At 72.2% G+C, this 6,137-nt stretch carries 4 protein-coding genes; 3 read left to right on the top strand and 1 reads right to left on the bottom strand.

Annotated elements, in window-relative coordinates:
• Positions 1-88: 88 nt before the first annotated feature.
• The gene (locus tag AB0J04_RS45085) at positions 89-1,525 is read right to left on the bottom strand and encodes a PP2C family protein-serine/threonine phosphatase (protein ID WP_363174537.1); all 1,437 of its coding nucleotides are present in this window, start codon (positions 1,523-1,525) and stop codon (positions 89-91) included.
• Positions 1,526-1,647: 122 nt separating this feature from the next.
• Here AB0J04_RS45085 and AB0J04_RS45080 point away from each other — a divergent pair, with 122 nt between their 5' ends.
• The 3 genes from AB0J04_RS45080 to ligA all read left to right on the top strand — a co-directional run bounded on the left by AB0J04_RS45080 (position 1,648) and on the right by ligA (position 6,080).
• Positions 1,648-2,121 carry a hypothetical protein gene (locus AB0J04_RS45080; RefSeq protein ID WP_363174536.1) on the top strand — a complete coding sequence of 158 codons (474 nt, stop codon included), beginning with the start codon at positions 1,648-1,650 and terminating at the stop codon, positions 2,119-2,121.
• Entirely contained in the window at positions 2,118-3,848 is a 1,731-nt protein-coding gene (locus AB0J04_RS45075; protein WP_363174535.1) for a caspase family protein, read from the top strand. Before AB0J04_RS45080 ends, AB0J04_RS45075 begins: the two co-directional genes overlap by 4 nt.
• A 78-nt stretch (positions 3,849-3,926) precedes the next feature.
• Positions 3,927-6,080: an NAD-dependent DNA ligase LigA gene (gene ligA, locus AB0J04_RS45070; RefSeq protein WP_363174534.1), complete on the top strand. Its 2,154-nt coding sequence runs from the start codon at positions 3,927-3,929 to the stop codon at positions 6,078-6,080.
• The last annotated feature ends 57 nt before the right edge of the window (positions 6,081-6,137 follow it).

The following is a 6,137-nucleotide window of genomic DNA, read 5'->3' as shown; positions in this document are numbered from 1 at the left end:
TACGTCCAGTACGAGGACTTCCGGCCGGCACACCGAGAGCACGCACCGGACGCCGCTCCTTGACGGGCAAACGTTGCCTGCCGCGGCACTAGCAGCCGACGGGCGTGAGTTCGGCCAGCAGCAGGGTGCGGTCGTCGGCTCCGGCCGCGCCGGAGGGCGCGTGCAGGAGCCGATGGCACAGGGACGGCAGCGACGGCAGCGCGTCCTGACCGTCGCCGCCGACCGGCTCGACGGCGGCCGCCGCGTCCACCGTCCGCGCGAGGCGGCTGATCTCCTGGTCGATGTCGGCGTCCCGGGACTCGACCAGACCGTCGCTGTAGAGCACCAGCAGAGCCGGATCCGGCACGCTCAGCACGGTTTCCTCATAGCTGCCCGCACCGAGGCCGAGGGGCAGTCCCGCCCCGGTCAGCGTGACGGGGGCCGTCAGACCGTCCGGGCCGCGCAGCAGCGGGGGCGGGTGGCCCGCCCCGACCAGTGTGCAGGTGCGCTGCCGGGCGTCCCACTCGGCGTAGATGCAGGTCGCGAAGGAGACGCCGGGGGAGTCCCCGGCGAGCGTGTCGAGTCGGCCTATGAGATCGGCCGCCGGGATGTCGAGCGCCGCCAACGTACGGACCGCGGTGCGCAGTTGGATCATCGCTACGGCCGACTCCGGACCGTGCCCCATGGCGTCCCCGACGATCAGACTCACCCGGTCACCCGGCCGTCGCAGCACATCGGACCAGTCACCGCCGACGAGGTTGCCCTGCCCCGCGGGCAGACAGCCGTGCGCGGTGCGGCAGCCCTCGAACTCCTGGGCCGTGCCGGCCGGCAGACTGTTGCGGATGGCCAGCGCGGTGCGCCGCTCGCGCTCGTACCGGCGCGCGTTGTCCAGGGCGACGGCGGCCCGCGCGGCCAGCGCCTCCACGGCGGCCACGTCCGCGGGGGTGAACGACGCCCGGTCCGGTCCTCGCGTACAGGTCACGAAGCCGATCGCCACGTCCCGCAGCCGCAGCGGCACGACGAGGAAGGACGCCACCCGCAGCAGGTCGACGGTACGCGCCGCACCGTCCCCGGAGGCGATGAGCCGCTCGGACGTGTGCGGGTCCACAGCGTCGAGGACCTGCGCGTGCCCGGCGGCGAGCGCACGAGCGTGGGGCGTGTCGCGAGGGAAGGCGAGCACCTCGCCGACCGGCAGCATCCTCTCCCAGTCCTCCAGTGCGCCCGGCCCGACGCGCAGTGCGATCCGGCGCGCCTCGATCCGGGGCGGGTCCACGCCGACGTGCGCGTGCTCCTCGACCCGCCAGCGCTCCAGGAGGAACACGGAGGCCGCGTCGCAGAAGCCGGGGGTCAGCGCGTGCACGACATGGCTGCCGGTCATCCGCAGGTCGAGTTCCGAGCCGATGACGTCGGCCGCGGGGGAGAACGCCGACCGGCGGGGCGAGGACAGGGCGGCGGACGCGTCGTCGGTGCGGCTGTGCGGTTCGTTCCGCAGGGTCGTGCCTTTCCAGTGGGGTCTCCGGCCGCGCGGCGTGGGACAAGGGATCACCGCGTGCCGTTCGGCAACTATATGATGGCGCGTCAAGTCGACGGACGAAGAGTCGAGTTGCGACTGCCTGCACGTCAGGCCTTCCCTATCGTGGGCGTGCGAGGGAACGGCAGGGGGAGAACATGCGGATCCGGATCGAGACGACCGCCGAGGACGACCACGGGACGGTCCCCGATCTGTACCGGTGGCTGCGCCAGGACTCGGACGTCCGACGCCACTCGGTGCTGGAACTGGTGCCGCGCGAACAGTCGGTCACCACCATGGGAACGGTCGAGATCATCGACATGGTTCTCGGCCAGGGCCTCACGGCCCTGAACCTGGCGCTGTCCTACGCGGCCTGGCGCACCGCGCGCCCGGCCGCTCCGCCGATCACCATCAGCGTCGGCGGCGGTTCGATCACCGTCCACGACGCGTCGGAGGACACGATCCGCCGCATCGTGGAGGCGCTCGCCTCGGCCTCCGCCGGTGACCCTGCCGACGACGCGACGGGCGAGTCCGGCGGCGGGACGGGGAACGCAACCGGCGGCGGGACGGGGAACGCAACCGGCGACGGGACGGGGAACGCAACCGGCGACGGGGCGGGGAGCGACGCGTGAGACCGCTGCCCGACCCGGCGAAATCCCGTGCCGTGGTCGTCGGAGTGGACAGCTACAGCCTCCTGCCCGGACTTCCGTCGGTGACCAACAACGTCAACGATCTGGCGGCGCTGCTGAGCGACCCCGAGCTGTGGGGCCTGCGTGGCCCGGACCACTGCAGGGTCCTGCTGAACCCGCAGGCCCCGGCGGCCGTGCTGGACGCCGTGCAGGCCGCCGTGGCCGAGGCTGAGGACGCCTTGTTGGTGTACTTCGCCGGCCATGGGCTCGTCTCCCCGAAGGGCGACCTCTATCTGGCCCTCCCGGAGTCGCACGCCGGGCGGCTCCACTGGGCGGTGCCGTACGAGGCCCTGCGCCACGAACTGGTCGAGGTGTCCACGGCCACGAGCAAAGTGGTGATCCTGGACTGCTGCTACAGCGGGCGGGCGCTGGTCGGGCACATGGGAGCGCCGGTCGAGATGGCCGACCATGCCGTGGTCGAGGGCACCTACCTGATGACCGCCTCCGCGGAGACCAAACTGGCCTGGGCCCCGGCGAAGGAGAGACACACCGCGTTCACCGGCGAACTCCTCAAGGCCATGGACCATGGGATCCCGCACGGTTCGGACCTGCTGGAGATGGAGACCCTGTTCTGGCACGTGCGCAGGGAGCTGGAAGCGAAGGCCCGTCCCCTTCCCCAGCAGCGGGCCCGCAACGCGGGCCACAACATCGCCCTGGTGCGCAACCGGGCGGCCTCCGAGCCGGAGCAGCCGAAACAACCGGAGCAGCCGAAACAACCGGAGCAGCCCCAGCCTCCTGGGCAACCGCAGACGGTCGAGCCTCCTGGGCAACCGCAGACGGTCGAGCCTCCTGGGCAACCGCAGACGGTCGAGCCTCCTGGGCAACCGCAGACGGTCGAGCCTCCAGAGCAACCGCAGACGGTCGAGCCTCCTGGGCAACCGCAGACGGTCGAGCCTCCAGAGCAACCGCAGACGGTCGAGCCGCCGGAGCACCCGGAGCAGGTCGAGCCGCCCGATCAGCCGGAGCAGCCGGAGCAGGCGATCGCACGGGCCGGCGGACCGCTGGGGCAACGGCGTCGATGGCTGGGAGCGGCTGCCGCGGCCGTCCTGCTGGTGGTCACTCCGCTCGGAGTGCAACTGCTGGGCGACGACGGCGACGAGCCGACGCAGGGCAAGCCGACGTCGGGCAGTTCGACGACGGCCGAGTCGAACGCCGGCTCGGGGCGACCGACCGCGACGCCACAGACGGCGTCGACGGCGGTGAAGGCGGCGAAGGGGTATGCGCACGTCCAGGAGCCGGAGTTCAGCATCCAGGTTCCGGCCGGCTGGCAACGGCACGACAAGAACGGCGACGGGCAGTACACGTACACGAAGGGCGACGACTGCACATTGATCGTCGTCCCCGGACGCGACACCACTGCCACGGGCTCCGACGACCCCGTCACGTATCAGAAGGAGGTCGAGGCGGAGTTGGCCGCCTACCGGGACTCGACGTGGGCCACGTCGACCGGAATGCGGCGGATCGACGTCGGGGACAGTGCCATGGCCGAAGGCACGTTCACCTGGACGGCCGACGACGGGCGGGAGGTCTACGCGGAGAACTTCGTCCTGCTCGTCGGCGACCGCTACCACGTGGTGCTCACGATGGGCACCGGCGACACCCGAGATGTGGTGTCACGAGTACAGGATCAGGCCGTCGACACGTACGCGGCGAAGGCGGCCGGTCGGTGACGTCCCGGTAGGCCGCCGCAGCGTCGGCCGCACCGGCGTTCCGGGGCGTTGTCAGTGGTGGGAGGCAGGATGTCGGCCATGACTACACCCGGTGCAGTGATTGTGGATGCCGTCGCCTACGCGCAGGCGGTCGAGGATGCGGTGAAGGCGTCGGCCGCCTATTACGCGGCCGGTACGTCGGGGCTGGACGACGACGCCTACGACCGGCTGGTGCGGGCCATCGCGGTGTGGGAGGCCGAGCACCCCGAACAGGTGCTGGCCGATTCGCCGACCGGGAAGGTGGCCGGCGGCGCCGTGGAGGGCGACGTCCCGCACACGGCGCCGATGCTGAGCCTGGACAACGTGTTCTCGCCCGAGGAGTTCACCGCCTGGACCGCTTCGCTGACCCGGCGCATCGGCCGGGAGGCAGCGCGCTACAGCGTGGAGCCGAAGCTGGACGGTCTGGCGATCGCGGCCCGCTACACCCGTGGCCGACTGACGCGGCTGATCACCCGGGGCGACGGGACGGCAGGGGAGGACGTCTCGCACGCGATCGGCACCGTCGTCGGGCTGCCGGACGAGCTGGCGGAGCCGGTCACCGTGGAGGTGCGCGGCGAAGTCCTGATGACGACCGAGCAGTTCGAGCACGCCAACGAGGTACGCACCGCGCACGGCGGCGCGCCGTTCGCCAACCCGCGCAACGCCGCCGCCGGCACCCTGCGTGCCAGAGAACGCGCCTACACCGTCCCGATGACCTTCTTCGGCTACGGCCTGCTGCCCCTCGCCGACACCGAGCCGGCGGCGGCCGAGACGCTGGCGCAGTGCGCCCACAGCGAGCTCATGGCCCGGGCGGCCGCGTACGGGGTGAACACCACGGCCACCACCGCCGTGCCCGGCGTCACCGCCGACACGGTCGACGAGGTCCTGGCCCGGGTGACGGAGATCGCCGCCCTGCGCGCCTCGCTGCCGTTCGGGATCGACGGGATCGTCGTCAAGGCCGACCTGGCGGCCGACCAGCAGGCCGCCGGATCGGGTTCGCGGGCCCCGCGCTGGGCGACCGCGTACAAGCTGCGGGCCGTGGAGAAGATCACCCGGCTGCTGGCGGTGGAGTGGAACGTGGGCCGCACCGGCATCATCGCCCCCCGCGCCGTCCTGGAGCCGGTGGAGATCGACGGCTCCACCATCACCTACGCCACTCTCCACAACCCGGCCGACATCACCCGCCGCGACCTTCGGCTGGGCGACCATGTCATGGTCCACCGGGCGGGCGACGTCATCCCACGCGTCGAAGCCCCCGTCGCCCATCTGCGCACCGGCGACGAACAGCCCATCGTCTTCCCCGAGACGTGCCCGCGGTGCGGCTCGGGCATCGACACCGGCGAGCAGCGCTGGCGCTGTGAGAACGGCCGCGACTGCCACCTCGTCGCCTCCCTCTCCTACGCCGCGGGCCGTGACCAGCTCGACATCGAGGGCCTCGGCCACACCCGCGTCGTCCAACTCGTCGAAGCGGGCCTGGTCGCGGACCTGGCCGACCTGTTCGCCCTCACCCGTGAGCAGCTGCTGGGGCTGGAGCGGATGGGGGAGACCAGCACCGACAACCTGCTCGCCGCGATCGGCGCGGCCAAGGCGCAGCCGCTGTCGAGGGTGCTGTGCGCGCTCGGCGTCCGCGGCACCGGCCGCTCCATGTCCCGCCGTATCGCCCGGTACTTCGCCACCATGGACCACCTGCGGGCCGCCGACGCCGAGGCGATCCAGCAGGTCGACGGCATCGGCACGGAGAAGGCCCCGTCCATCGTCGCCGAACTCGTCGAACTCGCCCCGCTCATCGACAAGCTCGCCGCGGCGGGTGTGAACATGACCGAGCCGGGCGCCACCCCGCCCGCCCCGCCGACGACGACGACCGAGACTGCCGAAGGCGGCGGCGAAGTCGAAGGCGACGGCTCGGAGGGCGCGCACGCGGCGGAGGTCGCGGGCGGGGCGGAGGTCGCGGGCGGGGCGCTGGCCGGGATGACCGTCGTGGTCACCGGCGCGATGACCGGGGCACTGGAGAAGCTCAGCCGCAACCAGATGAACGAGCTCATCGAGCGCGCCGGCGGCCGCTCCTCCTCCAGCGTCTCGAAGAAGACCACCCTGGTCGTCGCCGGAGAGAACGCCGGATCCAAGCGGGTCAAGGCCGAGTCCCTCGGCATTCGCCTCGCCACCCCCGACGAGTTCGCCGCGCTGGTCGCCGACCACCTCGACAGCGCCCCGTGACCTGTCCTGACCCGACCGAACGTCACCGGCGCACGGCTGCCCCTGCGGCCGTGCGCC

It is taken from the genome of Streptomyces sp. NPDC050263, from assembly GCF_040655955.1.
Lineage (GTDB): Bacteria > Actinomycetota > Actinomycetes > Streptomycetales > Streptomycetaceae > Streptomyces.
Note: the sequence above shows the minus strand (reverse complement) of the source record. Positions and strands in the feature narration are given on the sequence as shown.

What these genes read in the sequence shown, in the direction of transcription:
- AB0J04_RS45080 (WP_363174536.1), top strand. Translation starts at nt 1,648, where the DNA reads ATGCGGATCCGGATCGAGACGACCGCCGAGGACGACCACGGGACGGTC.
- ligA (WP_363174534.1), top strand. Translation starts at nt 3,927, where the DNA reads ATGACTACACCCGGTGCAGTGATTGTGGATGCCGTCGCCTACGCGCAG.